Origin of the sequence: Promicromonospora thailandica (genome assembly GCF_024171955.1) — a bacterium.
In the GTDB taxonomy this organism is placed as follows: Bacteria; Actinomycetota; Actinomycetes; order Actinomycetales; family Cellulomonadaceae; genus Promicromonospora; species Promicromonospora thailandica.
This window is the reverse complement of record NZ_JAMTCS010000008.1, coordinates 80,171-105,093: the sequence shown is the minus strand read 5'-3', so window position 1 is coordinate 105,093 and position 24,923 is coordinate 80,171. Positions and strand designations below refer to the sequence as shown.

The 24,923-nt window shown below is 73.5% G+C and carries 26 protein-coding genes; 11 read left to right on the top strand and 15 right to left on the bottom strand.

All coding sequences use genetic code 11. From position 1 onward, the window contains the following. Positions 1–67 precede the first annotated feature (67 nt). Both APR03_RS13880 and APR03_RS13875 read right to left on the bottom strand, forming a co-directional pair. A complete protein-coding gene (locus APR03_RS13880; protein WP_253836522.1) occupies positions 68–1,153 on the bottom strand; it encodes a fatty acid desaturase family protein in 1,086 nt (361 codons plus the stop codon). A gap of 86 nt (positions 1,154–1,239) precedes the next feature. Further along, positions 1,240–2,499 (bottom strand): sensor histidine kinase, encoded by a 1,260-nt coding sequence (locus APR03_RS13875; protein WP_253836521.1) that lies wholly within the window; start codon positions 2,497–2,499, stop codon positions 1,240–1,242. A gap of 92 nt (positions 2,500–2,591) precedes the next feature. On the opposite strand from APR03_RS13875, the gene APR03_RS13870 reads away from it, so the two are divergent. Both APR03_RS13870 and APR03_RS13865 read left to right on the top strand, forming a co-directional pair. Next, positions 2,592–3,272: a response regulator gene (locus APR03_RS13870; RefSeq protein ID WP_308216498.1), complete on the top strand. Its 681-nt coding sequence runs from the start codon at positions 2,592–2,594 to the stop codon at positions 3,270–3,272. A 37-nt stretch (positions 3,273–3,309) separates the two neighbouring features. Continuing rightward, positions 3,310–4,185, top strand: a complete 876-nt coding sequence (locus tag APR03_RS13865) for an NmrA family NAD(P)-binding protein (protein ID WP_253836520.1) — start codon at positions 3,310–3,312, stop codon at positions 4,183–4,185. 6 nt (positions 4,186–4,191) lie between these two features. Here the strand turns inward: APR03_RS13865 and APR03_RS13860 are convergent, their stop codons facing one another. The 3 genes from APR03_RS13860 to APR03_RS13850 are packed head-to-tail and all read right to left on the bottom strand — an operon-like array spanning position 4,192 to position 7,426. Continuing rightward, positions 4,192–6,549, bottom strand: coding sequence for an ATP-binding cassette domain-containing protein (locus tag APR03_RS13860; protein ID WP_253836851.1), 2,358 nt, complete (start codon positions 6,547–6,549; stop codon positions 4,192–4,194). Between the two features lie 23 nt (positions 6,550–6,572). After that, positions 6,573–7,001 carry a VOC family protein gene (locus APR03_RS13855; protein ID WP_253836519.1) on the bottom strand — a complete coding sequence of 143 codons (429 nt, stop codon included), beginning with the start codon at positions 6,999–7,001 and terminating at the stop codon, positions 6,573–6,575. A 5-nt stretch (positions 7,002–7,006) separates the two neighbouring features. After that, positions 7,007–7,426 (bottom strand): helix-turn-helix transcriptional regulator, encoded by a 420-nt coding sequence (locus APR03_RS13850; RefSeq protein WP_253836849.1) that lies wholly within the window; start codon positions 7,424–7,426, stop codon positions 7,007–7,009. Positions 7,427–7,799: 373 nt separating this feature from the next. Here APR03_RS13850 and APR03_RS13845 point away from each other — a divergent pair, with 373 nt between their 5' ends. After that, positions 7,800–8,576, top strand: a complete 777-nt coding sequence (locus APR03_RS13845; protein ID WP_253836518.1) for an AAA family ATPase — start codon at positions 7,800–7,802, stop codon at positions 8,574–8,576. Between the two features lie 9 nt (positions 8,577–8,585). Here APR03_RS13845 and APR03_RS13840 read toward each other — a convergent pair whose 3' ends face one another. From APR03_RS13840 to APR03_RS13825, 4 genes are all read right to left on the bottom strand, one after another. Next, on the bottom strand, positions 8,586–9,284 hold the full coding sequence (locus APR03_RS13840; RefSeq protein ID WP_253836517.1) for a GAF and ANTAR domain-containing protein: 699 nt from the start codon (positions 9,282–9,284) through the stop codon (positions 8,586–8,588). Next, the gene (locus tag APR03_RS13835) at positions 9,281–9,982 is read right to left on the bottom strand and encodes an ANTAR domain-containing protein (protein WP_253836515.1); all 702 of its coding nucleotides are present in this window, start codon (positions 9,980–9,982) and stop codon (positions 9,281–9,283) included. The genes APR03_RS13840 and APR03_RS13835 overlap by 4 nt, the downstream gene beginning before the upstream one ends. A gap of 203 nt (positions 9,983–10,185) precedes the next feature. Beyond that, complete coding sequence (locus APR03_RS13830; protein ID WP_253836513.1) at positions 10,186–10,830, bottom strand: GAF and ANTAR domain-containing protein; 645 nt, start codon at positions 10,828–10,830, stop codon at positions 10,186–10,188. Positions 10,831–10,900: 70 nt separating this feature from the next. After that, a complete protein-coding gene (locus APR03_RS13825; protein WP_253836511.1) occupies positions 10,901–11,923 on the bottom strand; it encodes an LLM class flavin-dependent oxidoreductase in 1,023 nt (340 codons plus the stop codon). A 121-nt stretch (positions 11,924–12,044) separates the two neighbouring features. On the opposite strand from APR03_RS13825, the gene APR03_RS13820 reads away from it, so the two are divergent. Beyond that, on the top strand, positions 12,045–12,230 hold the full coding sequence (locus tag APR03_RS13820) for a hypothetical protein (RefSeq protein WP_253836510.1): 186 nt from the start codon (positions 12,045–12,047) through the stop codon (positions 12,228–12,230). Between the two features lie 28 nt (positions 12,231–12,258). Here the strand turns inward: APR03_RS13820 and APR03_RS13815 are convergent, their stop codons facing one another. Further along, positions 12,259–13,635, bottom strand: coding sequence for an NAD-dependent malic enzyme (locus APR03_RS13815; protein ID WP_253836508.1), 1,377 nt, complete (start codon positions 13,633–13,635; stop codon positions 12,259–12,261). A 152-nt stretch (positions 13,636–13,787) separates the two neighbouring features. Between APR03_RS13815 and APR03_RS13810 the strand changes: the two genes are divergently transcribed. Further along, the gene (locus APR03_RS13810; protein ID WP_253836506.1) at positions 13,788–14,297 is read left to right on the top strand and encodes a GNAT family N-acetyltransferase; all 510 of its coding nucleotides are present in this window, start codon (positions 13,788–13,790) and stop codon (positions 14,295–14,297) included. Here the strand turns inward: APR03_RS13810 and APR03_RS13805 are convergent. The 3 genes from APR03_RS13805 to APR03_RS13795 all read right to left on the bottom strand — a co-directional run bounded on the left by APR03_RS13805 (position 14,269) and on the right by APR03_RS13795 (position 16,483). Further along, positions 14,269–15,018: a tyrosine-protein phosphatase gene (locus tag APR03_RS13805; RefSeq protein WP_253836505.1), complete on the bottom strand. Its 750-nt coding sequence runs from the start codon at positions 15,016–15,018 to the stop codon at positions 14,269–14,271. The two genes, APR03_RS13810 and APR03_RS13805, sit on opposite strands and share 29 nt — an antisense overlap. A 91-nt stretch (positions 15,019–15,109) precedes the next feature. Beyond that, on the bottom strand, positions 15,110–16,090 hold the full coding sequence (locus APR03_RS13800; RefSeq protein ID WP_253836503.1) for a ribonuclease Z: 981 nt from the start codon (positions 16,088–16,090) through the stop codon (positions 15,110–15,112). A 54-nt stretch (positions 16,091–16,144) separates the two neighbouring features. Continuing rightward, a complete protein-coding gene (locus APR03_RS13795) occupies positions 16,145–16,483 on the bottom strand; it encodes a hypothetical protein (RefSeq protein ID WP_253836501.1) in 339 nt (112 codons plus the stop codon). A gap of 205 nt (positions 16,484–16,688) precedes the next feature. On the opposite strand from APR03_RS13795, the gene APR03_RS13790 reads away from it, so the two are divergent. Further along, positions 16,689–17,984 (top strand): 3'-5' exonuclease, encoded by a 1,296-nt coding sequence (locus tag APR03_RS13790; RefSeq protein WP_253836498.1) that lies wholly within the window; start codon positions 16,689–16,691, stop codon positions 17,982–17,984. Positions 17,985–18,010: 26 nt separating this feature from the next. Here the strand turns inward: APR03_RS13790 and galE are convergent, their stop codons facing one another. Continuing rightward, a complete protein-coding gene (galE, locus tag APR03_RS13785; RefSeq protein WP_253836496.1) occupies positions 18,011–19,033 on the bottom strand; it encodes a UDP-glucose 4-epimerase GalE in 1,023 nt (340 codons plus the stop codon). Between the two features lie 55 nt (positions 19,034–19,088). Here galE and APR03_RS13780 point away from each other — a divergent pair, with 55 nt between their 5' ends. The 4 genes from APR03_RS13780 (at position 19,089) to APR03_RS13765 (ending at position 22,703) form a co-directional block, all read left to right on the top strand. After that, the gene (locus tag APR03_RS13780; protein ID WP_253836494.1) at positions 19,089–19,532 is read left to right on the top strand and encodes a hypothetical protein; all 444 of its coding nucleotides are present in this window, start codon (positions 19,089–19,091) and stop codon (positions 19,530–19,532) included. Between the two features lie 28 nt (positions 19,533–19,560). Then, entirely contained in the window at positions 19,561–21,003 is a 1,443-nt protein-coding gene (locus APR03_RS13775; RefSeq protein WP_253836492.1) for a tyrosine-type recombinase/integrase, read from the top strand. Between the two features lie 140 nt (positions 21,004–21,143). Beyond that, on the top strand, positions 21,144–21,563 hold the full coding sequence (locus tag APR03_RS13770; protein ID WP_253836487.1) for a YciI family protein: 420 nt from the start codon (positions 21,144–21,146) through the stop codon (positions 21,561–21,563). Continuing rightward, positions 21,564–22,703, top strand: a complete 1,140-nt coding sequence (locus APR03_RS13765) for an RNA polymerase sigma factor (RefSeq protein WP_253836485.1) — start codon at positions 21,564–21,566, stop codon at positions 22,701–22,703. It begins immediately after the preceding gene. On the opposite strand, the gene APR03_RS13760 is transcribed toward APR03_RS13765, so the two are convergent. Beyond that, positions 22,672–23,406, bottom strand: coding sequence for a TioE family transcriptional regulator (locus APR03_RS13760; RefSeq protein ID WP_253836483.1), 735 nt, complete (start codon positions 23,404–23,406; stop codon positions 22,672–22,674). The genes APR03_RS13765 and APR03_RS13760 overlap by 32 nt on opposite strands. 61 nt (positions 23,407–23,467) lie before the next feature. On the opposite strand from APR03_RS13760, the gene APR03_RS13755 reads away from it, so the two are divergent. Further along, complete coding sequence (locus APR03_RS13755) at positions 23,468–24,694, top strand: erythromycin esterase family protein (RefSeq protein WP_253836481.1); 1,227 nt, start codon at positions 23,468–23,470, stop codon at positions 24,692–24,694. Positions 24,695–24,923 lie beyond the last annotated feature (229 nt).

Here is a 24,923-nt window from a genome sequence, read left to right as displayed (position 1 = left end):
CACAGCAGCGAGCGGCGGCGTGCCCGGGAGGACCCCGGGCACGCCGCCGCTCGCACCACCCGGGCGACTACCGGTACTGCGCCGCGATCGGGCAGTCCATCGGGTCCGCGTACCCGAGACCCACGCGGTTCAGGTACTCGACGATGATCTGGTACGACTCCATCAGCCCCGTCTCGGTGTACGGGATGTTCTTCTCGGCGCAGAACGCCTGCACGATGGGGCGGGCGTGACGGAGGTTCACGCTGGGCATCCGCGGGAAGACGTGGTGCTCGACCTGGTAGTTCAGGCCGCCCATCGCGTACTCCACGAACCGGCCGCCGCGGATGTTGCGCGAGGTGAGCACCTGCCGGCGCAGGAAGTCGACCGTGTTGTCCTTGGGCAGCAGCGGCATGCCCTTGTGGTTCGGGGCGAACGTCGCACCCATGTACACCCCGAAGACGACCAGCTGCACGGCCAGGAACGACAGGCCCAGCGCGGGACCGAGCGTCAGCACCACGAGCACCGGGAACCCGATCAGCCGCACCCCCAGCAGGACGCTCTCCCAGACGCGGTGCTTGATGCCGGGGACGGTCGCGAGGGTCTGCACCGAGTTGGCGTGCAGCACCGGGCCGAACAGTGCCAGCATGGGGAAGAACAGCCAGCCCTGGCGGCGCGTCACCCAGCCCAGGAAGCCGGTGCGGCCCACCTCCTCGCCGGGCACGAACACCAGCGCGCCGGTGTCGATGTCGCCGTCCTTGCCGATCACGTTCGGGTGGCCGTGGTGCCGGTTGTGCTTGCGGTTCCACCAGCCGATGCTCAGCCCGACCACCAGGTTGCCGATGATCCGCGAGAACCACTCGTTGCGCCGGCCGTTCGCGAAGACCTGCATGTGCCCGCCGTCGTGGGCCAGGAAGGCGGCCTGCGTGAACACGACGCCGAAGAACGCGGCGACCGCGAGCTGCCACCAGGTCTGCCCCAGCGTCAGCAGCAGCACGAACGCGAGCGCCAGGGCGCCGGCGACGACGGCGGTGCGGCCGACGTACCAGCCGGCGCGGCGGCCCATGAGGCCCGCGGCGTTGGCGCGCTCGACGAGGTCGAAGTAGTCGTTGGTCTGCGCGTTGCGGGCCGTGCGTCGTTGCCGGGCCGGCCGCGGGGGTGCTTCGGTCGTCGTCATGCCGTCAACCTAGGAACGTGGTCTCGGGCGGCGCGTCCCCCGCGGGAGCCATTCGGACCCCCTACGTGAGTAGCCCCTCCGCGGGTCTACGGGAGCGGGAGGTCGTCCTCGGTGACGGGCAGGACGGTGGTGAGCTGGAAGCCGCCGTCGGGGGTGGGGCCGGTGGTGACGGTGCCGCCGAGGGCGGCGGCGCGTTCGCGGACGCCGGCCAGGCCGAGGCGGGCCCCGGGGGTGGGTTCGTCGTCGCGGGCGGGGGCGGTGTTGGTGATGCGGACGACGAGGTCGTGGCCGTCGTCGGTGAGGGTGAGGTCGACGGTCGCGGTGGAGCCGGGGGCGTGGCGCAGGGCGTTGGAGAGGGCTTCCTGGACGGCGCGGAAGGCGGTGAGGCCGACGGCCTCGGGGACGACGGCGGTGGTGCCGGTGTAGGTGATCTCGATGCCGGAGGCGCGGGTGGACTCGACGAGCTCGGGGATGTCGGACAGGCCGGGCAGGGGTGCGGTGGGGGCGGTGTCGTGGCCGCGCAGGATGCCGAGCAGGCCGCGCATCTCGGCCAGGGCGCGGCGGGAGGAGGTGGCGATCTCCTCGAACTCCTGCTGGACGCCGGGTTCGAGGCCGGGCTGGCGGTAGCGGGCGGTGGTGGCCTGGACGGTGATGACGGACATGCTGTGGGCGACGACGTCGTGCAGCTCGCGGGCGATGCGGTTGCGTTCCTCGAGCTCGCGGCGGCGGCCGGTCTCGGCGGCGCTGAGGCGTTCGGCCTGTTCCATGCGGACGATGCTGAGGATCCACAGGCGCATGAGGACGCCGACCAGCGCGATCCCGCCGCTGAGGGAGACGAGGACGACGCCGTTGGCGACGCCGCCCTGGGTGAGGTGGTGGGACAGGGCGGCAGGGGTCAGGACGGTGAGCATGGCGCCGGCGAGCCAGAGGGAGGCGGCCCAGTACCAGGGGTGGCGCAGGGCGAGCACGAGCACGGTGAGGCAGTGCGTCAGGAGCACGGTGACGGGCCAGGGCCACGGCCAGACGGGGTCGGCGTGGGAGGTGACGACCATGAGCGGGAGGGCTGCCGCGACGGAGGCGCCGAGGCCGGCCCAGGGCCAGCGGACGGCGAGGATCGCGGCGGAGCAGTGCAGCAGGGTGAGGCTCATGGCCGCGGCGGGGTGCGTGTCGTAGCCGGTGGCGGTCACGGGCCAGCCGACGGCGGCGAGGGTCACGGCGGCGACGATGACGACGGTCCAGAGCCAGACCACCTCGCGGCGGGCGATCGAGGACGCGGTCAGGTCGAGCCGGGCCAGGGAGCGCAGCGAGCGCAGCCGGCGGCGTCGGGTGGGGTGTGGGTGGTCCATCACGGGCAGGTTATGCCGTGGGGTGGGTGCGGCGCGTCACCCGTGAGAGGTACGTGCGTGTCGCACCCGGCTGGGTCGGTTAGGTTGTGGGGGTGCCACAGTCCGACGCCGACGCGATCCGCGTGCTGGTCGTCGACGACCAGTCGATGATCCGTGCCGGTTTCGCGGCGCTCCTGGAGGCCCACGAGGGCATCACCGTGGTGGGGACTGCCGACGACGGGGTCGGGATCGTCGAGGTGGTGCGCCGGACCCGCCCGGACGTGGTGCTCATGGACATCCGGATGCCGAAGGTCAACGGGCTGGACGCGACGCGCGCCGTCCTGGGCATGCCGGGCGTGGTGCCGAAGGTGATCATCCTGACGACGTTCGACGCGGACGAGTACGTGTTCTCGGCGCTGCGGGCGGGGGCGAGCGGGTTCCTGCTGAAGGACTCCCCGCCCGAGGAGCTCACGCACGCGGTGCGCGTGGTCGCGGAGGGTGAGGCGCTGCTGTCGCCGAAGATCACGCGGGCGCTGATCGCGGACTACGCGGCACGCCCGACGCGCCCGCAGGTGCCGGACGCGTCCGTGCGGTCGCTGACCGACCGGGAGCTGGACGTGATGAAGCTGGTCGCCGCGGGCCGGTCGAACGCCGAGATCGCGACGGACCTGTTCCTGGCGGAGCAGACCGTCAAGACGCACGTGTCGCGCATCCTGAACAAGCTCGACCTGCGTGACCGCACCCAGATGGTCGTGCGGGCCTACGAGTCGGGCCTGGTGCGCGCGGGCACCTGATCCCCCGCTCCCCCGGCCCGCGGGTAGCCTGTCGGCCGTGAGGATCGCCGTCACCGGTTCGACCGGCACGCTGGGCAGCCAGGTCGTGCGCCTGCTGGCCGCCGAGGACACGCACCAGGTGGTCGCGCTCGCCCGCCGCCCCGAAGCGGTGGCCACTGCCGTACCCACTGCCGTACCCACTGCCGCGAGCGCCGTGGTGGTCCGGTATGCCGACTACGAGGACCCGGGCTCGTTGCGGGCGGCGCTGGCGGGGGTCGAGGTGCTGGTGTTCGTGTCCAGCGACGGTGAGGCCGCGCGGATGATGGTGCACCACCAGAACGTGGTGCGGGCCGTGGTGGACGCCGGCGTGGGGCACGTGGTGTATCTCAGCGGGGTGGACGCCGACGTGTCGTCGCCGTTCTGCTATGCCTTCACCAACGGGTGGACGGAGCGGCTGCTCGAGGACAGCGGGTGCGGGTTCTCGTTCGCGCGTGCCGGTCTGTTCGCGGAGTTCTTCGGGGCGTTCCTGCGGCCTGCGCTGGGTTCGGGCGAGCTGCGGGTGCCGGCCGGGCGGGGGCGGGTGTCGCTGGTGTCCCGGGCCGACGTGGGGCGGTGCCTGGCGGCGCTCGCGGTCGCGGGGCCCAGCGGGACGCATCACGACCTGACCGGTCCGGTGGCGCTGGACCTGGACGCGGTGGCCGCCGTCCTGGCGGAGGTCGCGGGGCGGCCGGTGCGGTACACGGACGTGCCGCCGCCCGCCCTGGCGCGGGAGCTGGCCGGGGCGGGCGAGGACCCGTGGTGGACCTATGCGTACGCGAGCATGTTCGCGTCGGTGCGCGAGGACCGCTGGGGTGTGGTGTCGGGTGAGGTGCTGCGGCTGACGGGCCGGGAGCCGCGCACGCTGGGCGACGTCCTGCGGCAGGACGTCGCCTGACGTGCCTCAGCGGGACGCGCGCTCGGGCACCCTGTCGATGCCGCGGTCGGCGACGTAGTCGGCGAGGTGCTCCCCCGTGACGGTGGACCGCCGGGCCACGAGGTCGGCGGGTGTGCCCTCGAAGACGACGCGGCCGCCGTCGTGCCCGGCCCCGGGCCCGAGGTCGACGATCCAGTCGGCGTGCGCCATGACGGCCTGGTGGTGCTCGATGACGACGACGGACTTGCCGGCGTCCACGAGACGGTCCAGCAGGGCGAGCAGGTTGTCGACGTCGGCCAGGTGCAGGCCTGCGGTGGGTTCGTCGAGCACGTAGACGCCGCCCGGTTCCCCGAGGTGGGTGGCGAGCTTGAGGCGCTGGCGCTCGCCGCCGGACAGGGTGGTCAGCGGCTGGCCGATGGTGAGGTACCCGAGGCCGACGTCGGACAGGCGCCGCAGGATGGTGTGGGCCGCCGGGGTGCGGGCCGGGCCGCTGCCGAAGAACTCCTCGGCGCGGGCGACCGACATGCCCAGGACCTGGGCGATGTCCTGGTCCCCGAGGCGGTACTCGAGCACGGCGGCCTGGAAGCGTCGGCCCTCGCACTCCTCGCAGGTGGTGGCGACGGTGTCCATGAAGCCGAGCTGGGTGTAGACGACGCCGGCGCCGTTGCAGGTGGGGCAGGCGCCCTCGGAGTTGGGGCTGAACAGGGCGGGCTTGACGCCGTTGGCCTTGGCGAACGCCTTGCGGACGGGGTCGAGCAGGCCCGTGTAGGTGGCCGGGTTGGAGCGCCGGGACCCCTTGATCGCGGACTGGTCCACGACGACGACGTCGTCGCGCCCGGCGAGGCTGCCGTGGATCAGGGAGCTCTTGCCGGAGCCGGCGACACCGGTGACCACGCACAGCACGCCCAGGGGGATGTCGACGTCGACGTCGCGCAGGTTGTGGGTGCTCGCCCCACGGATCTCGAGGGCGCCGGTGCGGGTGCGGGGGGTCTCCTTGAGGTGGGCGCGGTCGCCGAGGTGGCGGCCGGTGAGGGTGTCGCTGCGGCGCAGGTCCTCGACCGTGCCCTCGAAGCAGATGGTGCCGCCCGCGCTGCCGGCGCCGGGGCCGAGGTCGACGACGTGGTCGGCGATGGCGATGGTCTCGGGCTTGTGCTCGACGACGAGCACCGTGTTGCCCTTGTCGCGCAGCTGCAGCAGCAGGTCGTTCATGCGCCGCACGTCGTGCGGGTGCAGGCCGATGGTCGGCTCGTCGAACACGTAGGTGACGTCGGTCAGCGCGGAGCCGAGGTGGCTGATCAGCTTGGTGCGCTGCGCCTCTCCCCCGGACAGCGTGCCCGAGGGGCGGTCCAGGGACAGGTAGCCGAGGCCGATCTCGACGAACTTGTCCAGCAGGGTGCCCAGGCTGCGTACCAGCGGCGCCACCGACGGCTCGTCCAGGTCCCGCACCCAGGCGGCCAGGTCGCTGATCTGCAGGGCGCACGCGTCGGCGATGCTCAGGCCGCGGACCTTCGAGGCGCGCGCCGCCTCGGCCAACCGGGTGCCGGCGCAGTCCGGGCAGGTGACGAACGTGACGGCACGGTCCACGAACGCGCGCAGGTGCGGCTGCAGCGCGTCCCGGTCCTTGCTGAGCACGGACCGGCGCACCTGCGGCACCAGGCCCTCGTAGGTGAGGTTGGCGCCGCCGATCTTGCGCTTGGTCGCGTCCCGGTACAGCAGGTCGTGCCGCTCGGTCTCGGTGTAGTCCCGCACCGGCTTGTCGCCGTCCAGGTACCCCGACTCGGTGAAGAACCGCACCGACCAGCCGCCCGCCTTGTACCCGGGCACGGTGATGGCGCCCTCGTTGAGCGACTTGTCCTCGTCGATCAGCTCGCTCAGGTCGATGTCGGAGACGGTGCCCCGGCCCTCGCACCGCGGGCACATGCCGCCGTGGTACACCGCCTCGCGCACGATCTGCTTCTCGCCTGTGGACGACGTCATCACGCCGCTGGCGGTGCGTGCCGGGACGTTGAACGAGTACGCCACCGCGGGGCCGGCCGACGGCGTGCCCAGCCGGCTGAACAGCAGGCGCAGCAGCGCGTTGGTGTCGGTCACGGTGCCCAGCGTGGAGCGCGGGTTGGCGCCCAGCCGCTCCTGGCCCACGACGATCGCCGTGGTCAGCCCCTCGAGCTCGTCCACGTCCGGCCGCGCCAGCGACGGCATCATGCCCTGCACGAACGCGCTGTAGGTCTCGTTGATCATGCGCTGCGACTCCGCGGCGATCGTCGCGAACACCAGCGAGCTCTTGCCGGAGCCGGACACCCCGGTGAACACCGTCAGCCGCCGCTTGGGGATCTCCAGGCTCACGTCGTGCAGGTTGTTCTCCCGGGCGCCACGCACCCGGATCATGTCGTGCTCGTCGGCCGGGTGCGTCACAGCTGCTTGATCCTCACGGTGTTGCCCGCCGGGTCACGGAACGCGCAGTCCCGGAACCCGTACGGCTGGTCGATCGGCTCCTGCATGACCTCGGCGCCGGCGGCCTGCACCCGCTCGAACGTGGCGTCCACGTCCGAGCTGCCCAGGATCACGGCGGCGTAGGTGCCCTTGGCCATCATCTCGGCCACGGTCCTGCGCTCCTCGTCGGTGACGCCCGGGTCGGCACCCGGCGGCGTCAGGACGATCGAGGTGTCCCCGCCCTCCGGGCCGACCGTGATCCAGCGCATGCTGCCCTGCCCCACGTCCAGCAGCACCTCGAAGCCCAGCGCGTCCCGGTAGAACGCGAGCGAGGCCTCCGGGTCGCTGTGCGGCAGGAACGTCTGATGGACGGTGACCGTCGGAGAACTGGTCTGGTCTGTGCTCATGACGCTCACGCTAGATCCGGTGCCCCGGTGCGCGCTTCTCGATTCCTGACCGACTCACGCACCGGCTCACGCACCGGCCGTGTCACCTGCTTGGCGATGCAGGCCGGCAACCCGGCCGTGTCGAGCACCTGGCCCTCCAGCGTCGGATCCGCCCGGTACACGCTCGGCGGCACCCCGACCAGCTCGGCGAACCGGGTGCTGAACGTGCCCAGCGACGAGCAGCCCACCGCGAAGCAGACCTCCGTGACGCTCAGGTCGCCCCGGCGCAGCAGCATCATGGCGCGCTCGATGCGCCGCGTCATCAGGTAGCTGTACGGCGACTCACCGTAGGCGGCCTTGAACAGGCGCGACAGGTGACCGGCCGACATGTGCACCCCCGCCGCGAGCGCCGCGACGTCCAGGGGCTGGGTGTAGTCGCGGTCCATGCGGTCCCGGACGCGGCGCAGCAGGGTGAGGTCGCGCAGGCGAGCGTCCTGAGCGGTGCTCGCCGGGGCACTGGCCGGGGTGGTGCTCACGGGGCAGATGGTGCCACGGCGGGGCGGCTTTGTCCCAGGTTCGGGTCGCTGAGCGGGAACAATGCGACCGTTTCGCGCGTTCCACAGAGCGGAATGAGCATTTGTCCGAAGTTTTCAGACCAGGGTCGTTCTCCCCTACCCGCTCTGTCCTCGGCCTTCGTGCCGGACCCTTGGTCGGCTTCCGGTCGGTGACCCGCCCAGCGCCCGCACAGGGCGTTCCCGGTGATCCTGGACCGGCTCGCGCGATGCTGCTCACCCGGCCCACCTATGCGAGGAGGACCACGTGACGACACCCGCCCTACGTCCCTACGCGCCGAGCGCCGTGCCCGCTGCCGAGCGCGGCGCCCGTCTGCGGGCGGTCTCCCCTGACCTACCTGATGAACCGGGTGCCGAGGAGGCCGGCACCCCGCACCCCGTCGCCCCGAGGGCGGTCGGACCACGGATGATCGTGGTCGGCGGCGTCCCCGGGGCGGGCAAGAGCACCCTGCTGGACCAGGTCGGGCGCGACGTGCCGCGCAGCGTCGTGCTGGACCCGGACCGTCACCGGCGGCGGATCGCCTGCCGGCTGCCCTCGTGGGTGCCGTACGGCGCCTACCGGTGGGCCGTCCACGGCCTGCACGCCGTGGAGACGGTGGCGCGGGTGGTGCGCGGTCCGCGCACGTCGGTGCCTCTGCTGGTGCACGACACGGCCACGCGGCCGGTGCGGCGGCGTGCCCTGGGTCTGCTGGCGCGGGCGCGGGGCTGGGAGCCGGTGCTGGTCGCGGTCGACGTCTCCCTGACCGACGCCCTGGACGGGCAGCTCGACCGGGGCCGCGTGGTGCGGCCCCAGCAGTTCGTGCGGCACTGGGAGCGGTGGACGGTGCAGCGTCCGCGGCTGACGGCGGTCGCTGACGGCGCCCGCGGGCCGTGGTCGGACGTGCACGTGCTGTCGCGTGCGCGGGCCCTGGACCAGGTCCGGGAGCTGGCACGGCGGGCGCCGGCCGTGGTGCCGGCGGGTGTGGGTGCCGGGGCGGCGACGTCGATGGCGCCTGCCCGGCCCGGCACGCCCTGCGCCGCGTGAGGGTCCCGCTCAGTCGTCGTGGGCGCCGCGCACGATGAAGTCGGCCGTCGCGGACAGGGACCCACCGTCCCTGTCCGCACGCTCGACGAGCGTGGTGTAGGCGGTCTCGGTGCTGACGCCGTCCTGGAAGGCGAGCACGCCCTTGGCCTGCTCGATGATCACGCGCCCGGCCAGGGCCGTGGCGACCCGGTCGGCGAGGGTGGTCTCGTCGAGGTGCTCGGGCTGGACCAGCACGAGGGCTGCCATGTCGGCGAGGGTCCGTGCGGTGGCCGACTGCTCGTCGGTGTGCAGGTGCTCGTCGCGGCAGAAGAGGTTCAGCCCGCCCAGCACCGTGCCTCGCCAGGTCAGCGGGTAGGCGTGCACCGAACGGAAGCCGGCCGCGACCGCGAGGCGGCCCACGGTGGGCCACCGCTCGAGCAGGGTGTCGGCTCCGGCCACCTCGATGGGCGCGCCGGTGGCCAGCACGTCGACGCAGGGGCCTTCCTCCACCTGTGACTGGTGCAGCTCCAGCTCGGCGGCGGCGTGCGACGTCGCGCTCAGGAGCTCCGGCCCCCCGGACGGTCCCCGCACGAGCAGCCCGGCCGCGTCGGACCCGGTGAGGCGCGTCGCGTCCCGGACGACGCGGTACAGCAGCCCGGTCACGTCGTGGTCGCGCAGGAGCACGGACATCGTCGTCGCCAGCGTGTCGGCGGGATCGCGGGGTGTCATGGCTCCTCAGTTCGTGGGTCCTGGTCGGTGACGATACCTCCCGTGCCAGGGTCGGTCCCGTCATGGGAGAACGTCAGCGTACGGTCCAGGATGTCGTCGACGACCGATTCCAGGGACGACGCGCGGCCGAAGGCGTGAGCCCGCAGGACCGCCAGGGCGTCGGCGGGCGGGATCCCGAGCTGCGCGGTGACGACACCCGTCGCCTGGTGCACCCGGGCGCGCTGCGGCCACCAGGGCTGGGTGCCGACGTCGAACGTGTCGGGATCCCCCAGCAGGGCGGCTCCTGCCGCGTCGGCCAGGAACTCCGCCTCCTCGAGCGAACGGGCCAGGCGTCCCCCGCGGACGTCGCCCCGCAGGTAGAGGGTCAGCACACCGATCACCCGGCCCAGGGGCCGCATCGGGACCGCGTACACGCTGACGGCGCCTTCGATCGCCGCGGCCATCGCCGTGAACATCGGAAACGCGGACGCGTCGGCCTGGCGCGACCCGGACCGGCCCGCGCCGTCGGCCGCCACGTCGGCGGTCAGCTCTGTCGACAGGTCCGCCGTCGCGCCGAGGTGCGTCACCACGGTGCGCCCCTCGGCGAACGCGAGGAGCGCGGGCCCCTCGCCGAGCACGGCCTGGAGGTCCTCGATCTGCGCGAAGGCGGGTTCGGCGATGCGCATCGTCAGGCGTTCGCTCGCCGACGACAGGCTCATCATCCCTGCCTGCGCGCCGAGGATCTCCGTGCAGGCGTCGCACAGGCGTGCAGCGAGTGGTTGCTCTGGTTGGTGCCCGGTCTGCCCCCGCGCCAGAGTCTGCGCGAGAAGCGCCAGGATCTCGGCATTGTCCATGACGTCGTGATGCCCTCCTCGCCGCTATTGTCGCATCGCGCGAGTCACTCGCAGGGCGCCGCCGTGAATCAGGACTCCTCGCTGGCCAGGGTCCGCAGGATCGTCTCGGCGACCTCGCGACGGCTCACACCCCGGGTCGCCGCGGCGCTGTCGAGGATGCGGGCGGCTTCCTGGGCCGAGCAGTCGTTCGTCGCCATGATGGTGCCCACGGCTCGCTGGATCGCGACCTCGTCGGACATGGTGCGGTACAGGCCCGTGGCCCGGTCCTCCAGCTCCGCGACCTCCAGGTGCAGGCGCACCGCGGCAGCGACCAGCTGCGTGTACGACTCGGCGGCCGCGAGCGCCCGGGCGTCCCAGGGTGAGGCGTCGCGCGAGTACAGGTTCAGCGCGATCACTGCACTCCCCCCGACCTCGCCGGGCACCGCGATCGCTGTGGCGAAACCTTCGTCGACCGCCTGCGTCCGCCAGGCGTGCCAGCTCTGTTCCGCGGCCACGTCGGTCACGACCCGGACACGCAGCTCGTCCATCGCGTCGATGCATGGACCGTCGCCCGCGAGCGCCTCGACCCGGTCGCAGCGAGCAGCGGCGGGAGTGCTGCTCGCTGCGCTGATGTCAGCGCCGTACTGGCGCAGCAGGATGCTCGCCTCGACGTCGATGCCCAGGACGCTCGGGGCGTGGGTGGCGTAGTCGTGCAGCGAGCTCGGCCTGGCCATCAATTACTCCGTTCTGGTGGATCGTTGGCTACCGTACACGCGCGAAGGCGCCGGTGGGCCCGGCCGTGGGTCAGCGCCAGCCGAGGGCGGGTGCCACGTGGGTCAGGACGTTCTCGACGACGTGGGCGTTGTAGTCGACGCCGAGCTGGTTGGGCACGGTGAGCAGGAGGGTGTCGGCGGCCTGGATCGCCTCGTCGCCGCGCAGGTCCTCCACGAGGGCGTCGGGCTCGCCGGCGTAGGTCTTGCCGAACCGGGCGCGGCCGGTGTCGAGGTGGCCCACCTGGTCCTCGCTGTACACCTCGGTGCCGAAGTAGCGGCGGTCGCGCTCGTCGGTGATCGGGAAGATGCTGCGGCTGACCGAGACCCGCGGGGTGTGCTCGTGGCCCGCGGCGGCCCAGGCGTCGCGGAACCGCTGGATCTGCTCGGCCTGCAGCCGGTGGAACGGGATGCCGGTGTCCTCGGTCAGGAGCGTGGAGGACATGAGGTTCATGCCCCGGGTGGCGGTCCACTCCGCGGTCGCGCGGGACCCGGCGCCCCACCAGATGCGGCGGCGTAGCCCCTCGGAGTGCGGTTCGACGCGCAGGAGCCCGGGCGGGTTGGGGAACATGGGGCGGGGGCTGGGCTGGGCGAACCCCTCGCCGTCGAGCACCTCCAGGAAGCGGGCGGTGTGCTCGCGGGCCATGGTGGCGCCGCCGTCGTCGGTGGGGGCGGGCTCGTGCCCGAAGTACCGGTAGCCCTCCACGACCTGCTCGGGTGACCCGCGGCTGATGCCGAGCTGCAGGCGGCCGCCCGAGATGAGGTCGGCGGCGCCGGCGTCCTCGGCCATGTACAGGGGGTTCTCGTAGCGCATGTCGATCACGCCGGTGCCGATCTCGATGCGGCTGGTGCGGGCGCCGATCGCGGCCAGCAGCGGGAACGGGGAGGCGAGCTGGCGGGCGAAGTGGTGCACACGGAAGTAGGCGCCGTCCGCGCCCAGCTCCTCGGCCGCCACGGCCAGGTCGATCGACTGCAGCAGGGCGTCCGACGCCGAGCGGGTCGCCGAGGTGGGGTGCGGCGTCCAGTGACCGAAGGACAGGAAACCGATGTGCTTCACGCTGACCTCAACTCTCCGCGGTGGTGCCGCCGTCCCGCCGGGCGTGACCGTTCCCGAAACGTTATCCCGTACCGGCATCGTTTTCGCCGTCCCGGACGTCTATGAGGGTGTGAGAAACAGTGTGAGCACGAACGACCCCTTTCTCGACCGCGCCGACAACGGTCCGGTCTTCACCACGGCGACCGAGCCCGTGCGCTGGTGGATCCCCCTGGTGGCCTCTACCGGCGCCCTGCTCGTGATGGTCCTCGGTGCCGCCGCTCTGGTCAGCGGCGCCGTGAACGCCACGCTCGACGGGATGCTGGGCTGATCCCGCCCGCCGACGCCGCCCCGGTCGCCTACGCCTGAGCGCGTACCGCGTCCGCGACGGCGTCGGCGACCCGGTGGTCGAACACGCCCGGGACGATGTACGCGCTGTTGAGCTCCTCCGGCGCCACGACGTCCGCGATCGCGAGCGCCGCGACCCGCAGCAGCTCGGTGGTGATGTCCCGGGCTCCGGTGTCCAGCAGCCCCCGGAACAGGCCGGGGAAGGCCAGCACGTTGTTGATCTGGTTGGGGTGGTCGCTGCGCCCCGTGGCCACCACGGCGGCCGTCTGCGCTGCCTCCAGCGGGTCGACCTCCGGCGTCGGGTTGGCCAGCGCGAACACGATCGCGTCCTTCGCCATCTGGGCCACGTCCGCGCCCGTCAGGATGCCGCCCGCGGAGACCCCGATGAACACGTCGGCGCCCTTGAGGCCCTCCTGCAGCGTGCCGGAGAAGCCGTCGGTGTTGGTGTTGTCGACGAGCCAGCGGCGGTGCGGGTCGTCGGTCGCCACGCCCGGGTGCAGGGCGCCGTCGCGGCCGAACGCGACGACGTGCCGTGCACCCTGGGCCTTGAGCAGCCGGATGATCGCGTTGCCGGCCGCGCCCACGCCCGACACGACGATCCGCACCTCCGCGAGGTCCTTGCCGACCACCTTCAGGGCGTTGACCAGGGCCGCCAGCACCACGATCGCGGTGCCGTGCTGGTCGTCGTGGAACACGGGGATGTCGAGCTCGGCCCGCAGGCGCGTCTCGATCTCGAAGCAGCGCGGCGCCGCGATGTCCTCCAGGTTGACGCCCCCGTAGACGGGCGCGATCGCCTTCACGATCCGCACGATCTCGTCGGTGTCGGTGGTGTCCAGGCACACCGGCCAGGCGTCCACGCCGCCGAACTCCTTGAACAGGGCCGCCTTGCCCTCCATCACGGGCAGCGCCGCCGCCGGGCCGATGTCGCCCAGGCCCAGCACCGCCGTCCCGTCGGTGACCACGGCCACCGTGTTGCGCTTGATGGTCAGCCGGCGGGCGTCCGCGGGGTTGTCCGCGATGGCCAGGCACACGCGCGCCACACCGGGCGTGTACGCACGCGACAGGTCCCGGCGCGTCCGCAGCGGCACCTTGTTCGTCACCTCGATCTTGCCGCCCAGGTGCATCAGGAACGTCGAGTCGCTCGACTTGAGCACCTCGGTGCCCTCGAGGGCGTTCACCGCCGCCACGACCCGCTCACCGTGCTCCGCGTCGACCGTGTCGCACGTGACGTCCACGACCAGCCCGTGCGACGTCGAGTGGGCGATGTCCACGCCCATGACCGCCGCCCCGGCGTCCGCCACGGCCGCTACCACCGAGCTCGTGGCACGCTGCGAGGCGGCCACCTCCACGCGCAGGGTGATCGTGTAGCTGGGGCTGGGCAACGACATCGTGGTTCTCCTCGGTCCGCCGGCCGCACCGGGCCGGTCCGCCGCGGACCCGGCGTCCGCGCACGAGGAGATTCCTACCGTCGGGACGTGACGCGCGCCACACGGGGCACCCGTCCGGGACGCGATCGTGACCGGGCGGGCACGATGGTGCCGTGCGCATCGCCCTCGACACCCCCGCCCGCGACGACGTCCGCCGCCTCCTGGACGAGCACCTCACCGACATGTACGCCACCTCCCCCGCCGAGAGCGTGCACGCCCTGGACCACACGGCCCTGCTCGCGGCCACCGTCACCTTCTGGACGGCCCGCGACGACGACGGCGTCCTGCTGGGCTGCGGCGCGCTCAGCGAGCTCAGCGGGGCCGGCGACGTGCCGCACGGCGAGATCAAGTCCATGCGCACCGCCACCACCGCCCGCGGCCGGGGCGTCGCCTCCGCCGTGCTGACCACGATCCTCGCCGAGGCCCGCCGCCGCGCCTACCACCGGGTCAGCCTCGAGACCGGCACCCAGGACTACTTCGCGCCCGCCCGCCGCCTGTACGCCCGGCACGGGTTCACCGAGTGCGGCCCGTTCGGCGCCTACGTCCCCGACCCGCACAGCACCTTCATGACCCTGCGGCTGGTGCCCGCACCGCTCAGCGCAGACGCTCCCGCAGCCCCCTGATCCGCCCCTCGTCCAGGCCCGCGTACCGCAGGTACGCCACCGGGTCCAGGTCGGCCAGCCACTCCAGCAGCGCGGCCCGGCGCTCGCGGACGCGCGCGTCCATCTGCTGCGGCGTCCACGTCTCGCCCGGGTGCTGCACCCAGGCGCCCCGCTCGACGTCGTAGGCCACGCCGCCCCCGCGGTGGCTGGTGCCCCGGAACGCGCCCTCGTAGTCCGCGGCGATGGCCTGGTGCTCGACGCCCGCGAGCACCAGCAGCATCGCAGCGACCATGCCGGTGCGGTCGCGGCCCGCCGAGCAGTGCACCAGCACCGGCCCCTCGGCGTCCGCGACCGCGCGCAACGCCCGCCCAACCAGGTGCGGGTACATCGCGGTCGTGGGCGCGTAGGACCGCGGGTGGTCCAGCCACGGCCCGCAGGCGGCCAGGAAGTGCGGGTCGCCCATGTCTTCCGTCGGCGTGCTGCGCACGACGACCGCGGCAGGCATCGCCGAGGGCATCAGGTCGCGGGCCTGCTTGATCTCGGCGGGGTTGCGCAGGTCGACCACGGTGGTGAGCCCGTCCGCGACGGCTCGTGCCCAGCCCGCTGCCGTGATCGGCTCGGGCGCCCCGGACCGCCAGACGCGACCGTGCGCGGTGACGCCGCCGTCCTCCAGCGGCAGGCCGCCGAGGTCGCGCAGGTTCACGGCGCCGTCCCAGGCCGTGCGGTTCGCCGGGTTGCTCATGACGGGAATCGTCGTGGGGGTCCCGGGGCAGGTCAACGGGGAGAACTGCCCACCCGGGACCGCCGGCCACCACCGTGAACCCGCCCGGTGCTCACCGGCGGCGCGGCAGCGGGACGCGGTCGAGGTCGGCAGCGACCGTGAGCTCGTCGTCGAACACCGTCCGCGCCTCGCGCTCGAACTCCGACGGGTCCGGGTAGCGCTGCGAGAAGTGGGTCAGCACCAGGCTGCGCACCCCGCTCTGCGCGGCCACGGTCGCGGCCTGCAGCGCGGTCAGGTGCCCGTGGTCGCGTGCGAGGCCCTGGTCCCGGTCCAGGAACGTCGACTCGATCACCAGCATGTCCACGCCCTCGGCCAGCGACCACACCGCGTCGCACAGCCGCGTGTCCATCACGAACGCGAAGGACTGACCGGGCCGAGGGTCGCTGACGTCCTCGACGCGCACCGTGCCGCCAGCTGTCCGCAGTTCGCCCTCCCGGACCAGGCGGCCGACGTCGGGCCCGGCGACGCCGGCCGCCGCCAGCCGGGCCGGGTCCATGCGCCGCCCGTCGGGCTCGTCCAGCCGGTACCCGTAGGCCTCCAGCGAGTGGTCCAGGCGGGCCGTGCTCAACACCGTGGGCCCGTGCAGCTCACCGGGCACCCGGGGCACGACGCCGTCCCGGGTTAGCCCCTGCAGCACCAGCCGCTCCTGGTGGTAGTACGCCGTCGCGTCGCACAGGGCCTCCACCCACCGCCTGCCGGACTCCGGGAACGTCACCGGCACGGTCTGCGGCACCGCGTCGAGACTGATCCGCTGGACCACGCCCGCCAGCCCGAGGCTGTGGTCCCCGTGCAGGTGGGTCAGGGCGATCCGGGTCAGGGCGCTCGCGGAGACCCCCGCGTACAGCATCTGCCGCTGGGTGCCCTCGCCGGGGTCGAACAGGATCACGTCGTCGTCCCAGAACAGGGCGTACCCGTTGTGGTTGCGCGTGCGGGTGGGCACCTGGCTGGCCGTCCCGAGGGTGACCAGCTCACGGCTCGCGGTCCGGTGGCCGGCGGTGCGTCGTGCCACGCCGCCGGCGTCGTCGTGCAGCATGTCCGCATTCTTCCGGACGCGCCGGAATGCATGCAGGTGCAAACTTTCCAAAGATCACCCGCAGCCGGGCAAGAGGTTCAGCGGGTCGCATCCGTACCGCGCCTGGGCCAGCACCAGCACCGCCCAGGCGAAGCCTCCGAGCAGCGCCGCGCCGACCAGGATGTTGAGCACCGGATAGCTGCCGCCCTGCAGCGCCGGGGCCAGCGCCAGGGCCGCTCCGGCCAGCAGACAGCCCAGTGTCACGATGGTGATCGGGCTGGTCAGCGCCTCCGAGGCGGGCGCCTGGAGCCACCCGAACCGGTCCCCCAGCACCACCAGCGCGACGTACGGAAGAGCGAATCCGAGCGCGGCTATCGCCCGCCAGTCCATGACCGAGATCTTCGACAGCACCATGACCTCCCCTTTTGACCCGCTCCAGACGGTGGCCAAACACCCATGACAAGTGTTAATAATCGGGGGGCGGTCCGCTATCTTTGGTAGTGATTTTCACAGAATCCGACATATTCGTACGATCTCCACTTTCAGGACTCTCGCACTGATGGCACCCTGTGGCGCGTCGTCGCGCCACCCGCCGCACGGCTGTCGAGGAAGGACGCGCATGGCGAGGGATGGACGCGTAGGCAAGCCGGCGTACGCAGCGGTGTCGACACGGGTCACCGGCATCGAGGTGGCCCGCTCGCGGCTGCGCGAGATCGCCGTCGTGCGCGTCGACGAGCAGGGCGTGGTCGTCGACGAGTGGTCGGCGGTGCTGCACCCGGACGGCGCGTGGATCGCGCTGGCCGACGTCGCCGCCACCCTGCGCGAGCGCCTGTCGCAGCTGGCGATCGTCACGCACAACGGCCGCCTCGGCGTGGAGGTGCTGCGGGCCGAGCTGGCCCACCTGGGGTGGGACCTGCCGCCGTTCGCCCAGCTCTCGATGATCGACGCCAGCTACCACTACCTGCCGGGCCTGAAGCACCGCCGGCTCTCGGACTGCTGCACCGCGGCCGGGGTCGCGATGGTGGGCGGCGGGATCCCGCCCAACTCCACCCCGGTCAACGAGGCCCGCGCCGTGGCGGGCCTGCTCGGCCGGTTCGTGCAGAGCGCGAGCGGTGTGCCCGACCTGCCGGAGCTGCTCCAGGTCACGCTGCGGGCCTGGGTGTACCCGTGGCCGGAGGGGCCCGGGCGGGCCGCGGGACCCGCCCGCCCGTGGCCGGGACGCCGCGGCCCGGGCATCCTGACGACGCTCGCCGGGCAGCCGCTGGCCGACGCCATCGCCGTGGTCGCCGACGTGCACACCCACGGGTACCTGGCCCTGATCGCCGAGATGCTGCACGACGGCCGCCTGACGCCCGAGACGTCGGCGCACCTGGCCGACATCGCGCCGCTGTACCGGCTGACGCCGGAGGCGGCCTCCGACGTGCGGCACCGGTTCTTCGACACGCTCGTGCACCAGGCGATCGAGGCGGACCGGTACCACCTGGAGGCCCGGCAGGAGCTGTGGCGCGTGGCGGACACGCTGGGCTGCCCCCGCGACGCCGTCATCGAGCCGATCGTGGAGGCGACCCCGGTCGAGTTCCCCAAGCTGGTCGACGAGTCCGGGGCCAAGAAGCCGACGGACGGGCGCAACCGCGCCACCCCCGCGCAGATGCGGGCGTGGGCCATCGCCAACGGGTTCGACGTCGAGGGCTACATCCGGCTGCCGTGGTCGATCGTGCGGGCCTTCGAGGAGGCGCACGCCGCCCCCGTGGACCGCACGCCCCGGCAGGGCCCGCCCGAGGAGCTGCCGGAGGGACCGCCGTCCGGTTCGGCGGCCACCCCGGCCCGCGCCCGGCACCGGGCCGGCGAGGCGGACGTGCCCCAGCTCGACTTCGACCGGCTGGAGACACCCCCGATCGGCAACCCCGTCGTCTGACCCGCGGGCCCCGCCGACCCCGGCGGTCAGGCGTCCGGGAAGCCCTGCGGGTTCCTCGACTGCCACCGCCAGGTGTCGGCGCACATGTCGTCGATGGTCTTGGTCGCGCGCCAGCCGAGCTCCGTGTGCGCCCGCGTGGGGTCGGCCCAGAACGCCGGCAGGTCGCCCGAGCGGCGCGGCCCGATCTCATAGGGCAGCTCACGGCCCACCGCACGCTCGAACGCCTTGAGCAGCTGCAGCACCGACGTACCCGTGCCGGTACCCAGGTTGAACGCCCGCGCCGGCTCCGCCATGTCGTCCAGGTGCTCCAGGGCCGCCACGTGCCCCGCCGCCAGGTCGGTGACGTGCAGGTAGTCGCGCTCGGCCGTGCCGTCCGCGGTCGGGTAGTCGCCGCCGAACACCGTCAGCTTCTCCCGCCGGCCGACCGCGACCTGCGCGATGAACGGCATCAGGTTGTTCGGCACACCCTGCGGGTCCTCACCGATGTCACCGCTCTCGTGCGCCCCGACCGGGTTGAAGTAGCGCAGCAGCGCCACCTTCCAGCCCTCGGAGATGTGCGCGACGTCCGACAGCACGCGCTCGATCATCACCTTCGTCTGCCCGTACGGCGACGAGGACGACAGGTGCTCGTAGTCCTCCTGGTAGGGCACGGGCGCCTTCTCGCCGTACACGGTGGCCGACGACGAGAACACCAGCCGCGTCACCCCGTGCTTCGCCATCGCCGCCGCGAGCGCGAACGTCGAGTCCAGGTTGTTGCGGTAGTACTCCAGGGGCTTGGTGACCGACTCCCCCACCGCCTTGAACCCGGCGAAGTGGACGACCGCGTCGATCTGCTCGTGCGCGAACAGCCGCTCGGTCTTGTCGACGTCGGTCAGGTCGAACGCGTGGAAGGGGATCGCACGTCCCGCGATCGCCTCCAGGCGGCCCTGGACCGTGGGCTTGGAGTTGGAGAAGTCGTCGACCACCAGGACGTCGTGACCGGCCGCTACCAGGGCAAGGACGGTGTGCGAGCCGATGTAGCCGGCCCCACCGGAGACGAGAACGCGCATGGGGCCCACGATAGCCGGGGAGGGGTCCCGGCCCGGCCGCCCTACCGTCGCCGGCATGACCCACGACTCGGCACAGAGCAGCCCCCGCCGTCCGCGCGCCCTGACCGCCGCCCTCGTCATCCTCTGGTTCCAGGTGGTCACCAACCTGGGCGGGGGTGTCCTCTTCGCCGTGCTCGCCGCCGACGAGGCGGAGCACGGCCGCGACGCGACCCTCGTCGCCGTGGCCGCCGCGCTCTCGCTCGTGGCCGCGCCCGTCCTCGCGGCCGGCGCGATCGGCCTCGCCCGACGCCGCACCTGGGCCCGCACGCCCGTGCTCGTCGTCGAGATCGTCGTCGTGCTCAACGGCATCGTCACCGTCGTCGTCGCCCTCCTGGACGGGCTGCCACCCACCGGGGCCGTCGGCATCGTCCTGGCCTTCCTCGTGATCGCCGGCACCTACTCCGCCGACACCCGGGCCTGGCTCACCGGACACGCCCCCCGGCCGCGCCCGACCGCCTGACGGACACGCCGCCCACTACGCTGCCCCCGTGGCCTACACCGAGCAGCGCACCGACTCCGCAGGCCGCACCGGGTACGTGGGCCGCTACCGCGTCGACGGACGCCTGCGCAGCACCCGCCGCTTCACCGTCCGCCGCGAGGCGCTCGCGGAGGCGCGCCGCCAGGAGGAGGCGGGCAAGCACGCCGAGTGGGTGGACCCGGCGGCGGGGCGGCTCACGGTCGCCGAGTGGTTCGCCACGTGGCAGGAGACGCGCGCGGACCGCGCCGCGCGCACCCTGGAGGCCGAGCGGGAGCGGTTCCGCTCCCTGGTGGCGCCCGCGTTCGGTGACCGGCCGCTGCGGCAGGTCACCCACGAGGACGTCGCCCGGTGGGCCGCGACCATGACCTCGCCGACCACCGGCGCCACGGCGTCCGCCGCGCGCCGCCGGGACGCGACCCGCCTCCTGGTCGCGCTGCTGGACGCCGCCGTGGACGCCCGCCGCCTGCGCACCAACCCGGCCCGGACGCCGTCGGGCAAGGTGCCCGCCCTGCCCCGGGCGCCCAAGACCAAGCCGCACCGCTACCTGTCGCACGAGCAGCTGCGGCGGGTCGCCGACGCGACCGCGTCCCCGCAGGCGCGCACGCTCGTGCTCCTCACCGCGCTCACCGGCCTGCGGTGGGGCGAGGTCAGCGCCCTCACGGTGGCGGACGTCGACCCGCTGCGGCGGCGCGTCCGGGTCACCAAGGCGTACACGCGCCTCGACGACGGCACGCTGCTGCTCGGCGACACCAAGACCCACGCGCGCCGCGAAGTGCCCCTGCCCGCCACCCTCGTGGGCGCGGTCACCGACCGGGCCGCCGGGCGCGCCCCGGCCGACCTGCTGTTCACCGGCGCGCGCGGCGGGCCGCTGCGGCGCGAGAGCTTCGACCGCTCGGCGTTCCGCCCCGCCGTCACCGCGGCCGGGACCGCGGTGGGCACGCTGCGGCAGGCCCTCGGCCTGCTCCCCTCCCCGCTGTTCGACGACGGCGTGACCGCCGCCGTGCGCCGGCTGCAGGCGGACGGCGGCCTGGAGCCCACCGGCGTCGTCGACCCCGCCACCTGGGCCCTGGTGGCCGAGGCCGACCGCACCCGCCGGGACGGGCTGACCCGCGGCGAGAAGGCGAGCCGCACCCGGCTGCTGACCGCGCTGTCCCGCACCACCCTGGCCCCCGGCGCGGAGGACTTCGACACGCTCACGCTGCACGACCTGCGCCACACCGCGGCGTCCCTCGCGATCTCCGGCGGCGCCACCGTGAAGGCCGTGCAGCGGATGCTCGGCCACGAGTCTCCGGTGCTGACCCTGTCGACCTACGCGGGCCTGTTCGAGGACGACCTCGACCAGCTCGGCGACGCGATGAGCGCGGCGTTCCAGGCGTCCGCCGTCGCGCCGGACCGTGGCGACGAGGGAACCGGCATCGCCCCGGTCCGGGCGCTGCGCAGCCGCGCCGGCTGACCGGCCCGGCCCGACCGGAAAGAAGATCCGGTCGTCATGTCGAGGACAGGACGACGGCTCCGTCCTAGGGTCGAGGGCGCGGGGAGACGCGTCCACGACACCGGGGTCCGGACGGCCCCCCGACCGAGGAGTGAACGACCATGGCGAAGTACCTTCTGCTCAAGCACTACCGGCGCAACAGCGGCCCCGCGTGGCTGCCCGGCACCGACGTGCCGATGGACCGGTGGACGCCCGAGGAGATCACCGAGCACATCGACTACATGCGCCGGTTCGCCGAGAAGCTCACCGAGTCCGGCGAGTTCGTCGGCGAGGGAGCGCTCGCGCCGGAGGGCACCTTCGTCCGGTACGACGGCGAGGGCCGCCCACCGGTCACCGACGGCCCCTTCGCGGAGACCAAGGACCTCATCGCGGGCTGGATGATCATCGACGTCGAGTCCCAGGAGCGGGCCTACGCGGCCGCCGCCGAGCTGTCCGCGGCACCCGGCCCCGGCGGGCGCCCGATCCACGAGTGGCTCGAGGTGCGGCCGTTCCTCGGCGAGGACCTGACGATCTCGGAGTGAGTGGTGGACGAGCTGATCCGTACGCTCGCCCCGCAGGTGCTGGGCGCCCTCGTCCGTCGCGGAGCAGACTTCGCGACGGCCGAGGACGCCGTGCAGGAGGCGCTGGTCGAGGCCGTCCGGCGCTGGCCCGACGGCGCCCCCGACGACCCCAAGGCGTGGCTGCTGCGCGTGGCCGGCCGCAAGCTCATCGACGTCCAGCGGTCCGAGGCGGCCCGCAGACGCCGCGAGGAGCGGGTGCACGACGAGCCGCCACCGGGCCCCACCGAGCAGTCCGACGACACGCTGCTGCTGCTCAGCCGCTGCTGCCACCCGGCGCTCAGCCCCGCGTCGGCGGTCGCGCTCACGCTGCGGGCCGTGGGCGGGCTGACCACCGCACAGATCGCGCGGGCGTTCCTGGTCCCCGAGGCCACGATGGCCCAGCGGATCTCGCGGGCCAAGCGCACCCTCGCCGGCGAACGGTTCGGCACGCCCGGTGACGTGCGGGCCGTGCTGCACGTGCTGTACCTGATCTTCAACGAAGGGTTCACCGGCGAGATCTCGCTGGCCGGCGAGGCGATCCGCCTGACCCGGCAGCTCGCGGCCGCCGAACCCGGCGACCCGGAGATCGCAGGGCTGCTGGCCCTCATGCTGCTGCACCACGCCCGCCGCGACGCCCGGTACACCGCGGACGGGCAGCTCGTCCCGCTCGACGAGCAGGACCGCACCCGGTGGGACACGGCGATGATCACCGAGGGCGTCGACGTGCTCCAGACGGCGCTGTCCCGCGACCGCTTCGGCGAGTACCAGGCGCAGGCCGCCATCGCGGCCCTGCACGACGACGCACCCGTCGCCGCCGAGACCGACTGGCCCCAGATCCTCGAGTGGTACGACGAGCTCGCCCGCCTCACCGACAACCCTGTCGTGGCACTCAACCGGGCCGTCGCGGTCGGACAGGTCGACGGACCCCGCGCCGGGCTCGCGGCGCTCGCCGACGTCGACCCGCGCCTTGCCCGCTGGGACGCCGTCGCGGCGCACCTGCACGAGCGGGCCGGGGACACCGAGCGGGCGATCCGGCACTACACGGTCGCGGCCGACCGTGCGACGAGCTCGGCCGAGCGCACGCACCTGATCATGCAGGCGGCGCGGCTGCGTACCGGCTGAGATACGCGTCCAGGGCCGCGGCCCCCGACAGCAGGGCCCGGCCCCGGGCCGTCAGCCGGGCGTGCCACTCGTCGAGCGCAGCCGCCAGCGGCTCGACCCCGCCCGCGGTCCGCACCTGCTCGACCAGGGGCGCGATCTGCTCCAGCAGGTAGCCGCCCCGCCGCAGCTGGTGGGTCAGCTCGGCGTCCCGGACGGCGGCGGCGTCGTAGACCCGGTATCCCGTCGCGGGGTCGCGACGCGGGCGCACCAGGCCCACGCGCTCCCACTGGCGCAGCGTCACCGGCCGGATCCGCAGCCGGGCGGCGAGCGGCCCGATGAACGTCTCGCCGCGCTGCGGGCTCGTCCGGCCGGCGTCGGCGCCCAGGCCGTCCAGCGTGTCCTCGACCGCCCGCAGCGTGCGGCGGTCGGCCAGGAGCTGGGCGTGCGTCTCGTCCACCAGGCGCAGGGCCGAGGCCTCGTCGCCGTCGTGCACGCACCGGAGGATCGCCGCCGCGGTGGCGTGACCGTGCCCGGGCACCAGGGCGAGGAAGGCGCGCAGCGCCTGGGCGTGCCGCGGCGTGTACACGCGGTACCCGGCCGCGGTGCGTTCGGCCCGCGGGAGGATGCCGGCGTCCTCGTAGTTGCGCACCGCCTGCGTGGACAGGCCGTGCTCCCGCGCGAGGTCGACGGGTCGCAGCCGCACCGCGGTTTGAAGGTTTCCCACGCTTGCTCGCCGTCCTCCCGGCCCAGGTCTCCACCGGAACCTCAACGGTACCGTGGAGGGAATGACCCACGGACTCGCAGACCTGCTCCGCCCCGCCGACGCCGGCTCCCTCCTCGACCTGTTCCCTGACCGGCCCCGCGTGCTCGCCCTCGGTGAGCCCACGCACCGCTCCCCCGAGCTGCTCGCGCTGCGCAACGACGTGTTCCGGGAGCTGGTCGAGCACCACGGGTACCGCACGATCGCCCTGGAGACCGACTGCCTGCGCGGCCTCCTGGTCGACGAGCACGTCACCACCGGCGCCGGTGCTCTCGAGGACGTCGTGGCCGCCGGGCTCAGCCACGACTGGGGCTCCCTGTCCGGCAACCGCGACCTGGTGGCCTGGATGCGCGCCTTCAACGCGGACCGGCCCGCGCACGACCAGGTGCGCTTCGCCGGGTTCGACGGCCCGCTCGAGATCGAGGCCGCCGCGAGCCCGCGTGCCGCCCTGGCCGGGCTGCACGCCTACCTCGCCGCGCACGTCGACGCGGCCCTGCTGCCCTGCACCGCGGACGCGCTCGACCGCCTCGTGGGGCCCGACGAGCGCTGGACCGAGCCCGCCGCGATGTTCGACCCGGCCCGCTCCGTGGGGCGCTCCGCGCAGGCGCGTGAGCTGCGTCTGGTGGCGGACGACCTGGCGGCGCTCCTGGACGCGCAGGGCCCGGGACTCGTCCGGGCCACGGGCCGCGAGGCGTGGGAGACGGCCGGCCTGCGGGCACGCACCGCCACGGGACTGCTGCGTTACCACTTCTGGACGGCGGAACCGTCGGAGGCCCGCATGCCCTGGCTGCTGCGCGTGCGCGACACGATGATGGCGCAGAACCTGCTCGCCCTGGCCGAGCGTGCACCGGTGCTGGTGAACGCCCACACCAGCCACCTGCGCCGCGGCGCGAGCCACCTGACGATGTGGGGGCACGACCGCCTGGAGTGGTGGGGTGCGGGTGCCCAGGTGAGCGCCCGCCTGGGCACCGGGTATGGCACCAGGTATGGCACCGGGTACGGGTACGCGGCCGCGGCCGTCGGCACCGTCGCGGACCAGGGGGTCCAGGCCCCGCCCGCGGACACGGTCGAGGGGGCGCTGTACACGCTGCCCTCGTCGGACCGGAGCGTCGTCGACGCCCGGCGCCTGGCGGACGCCCTCGGGGGCGTCGTGCCCCGGGAGTCGTCCTGGTTCGGCTACGCCCCGCTGGACGCCGGTCACCTGGCCGAGGCGGACGGCATCGTGTTCGTCCGGGACGTCACCGCCGGGTGAGCCTCGCGAGCCGGCCGCCGACGCGCCGGCGCAGTCGCTGCTCACCATGTGCTCACCGCGGCGGATAACTCGCGCCGCTGAGCGGCTCACATCCCCGGCGTACCAACGATTCTCGCTATTGTGCGCACCCGCTTCAGGAAAGCGGGTGCGTAGTTAGCGGGATGCAGAGTCGTAGTAGTATTGCGCTACTACGCGTACTACTACGCGAGCCGAGAACTGGGACGACGGG